Below are 228 nucleotides of genomic sequence, written 5' to 3'. Positions count from 1 at the left end.
GCGCATCGGGCTGGGCCCGCAGGACGACATCCTGCCCAAGGAACCCACCGCCAAGAAGGCCCCCAAGTTCGCGGCCAAGCTGCCCTTCCCCGCCGCCACCACGACGGCCGAGCGTGAGGCCCGCATAGACGAGGTGCTGCGCTAGCTGAAGCTGGAGATCCACAAGGAGAAGGAGGTCACCTCCCTCTCCGGCGGCCAGCGCAAGCGCGTCTCGGTGGCCCTGCAGCT

The 228-nt window shown here is 69.3% G+C and carries 1 pseudogene; it reads left to right on the top strand.

The features are described from left to right. A pseudogene (locus KVT44_RS59920) lies at positions 1–228 on the top strand (hypothetical protein); the annotation flags it as partial.

Source organism: Streptomyces sp. GbtcB7, assembly GCF_019091445.1.
In the GTDB taxonomy this organism is placed as follows: Bacteria; Actinomycetota; Actinomycetes; order Streptomycetales; family Streptomycetaceae; genus Streptomyces; species Streptomyces mirabilis.
The sequence above is the reverse complement of the archived record's forward strand: the minus strand, read 5'-3'. Positions and strand labels throughout refer to the sequence as shown.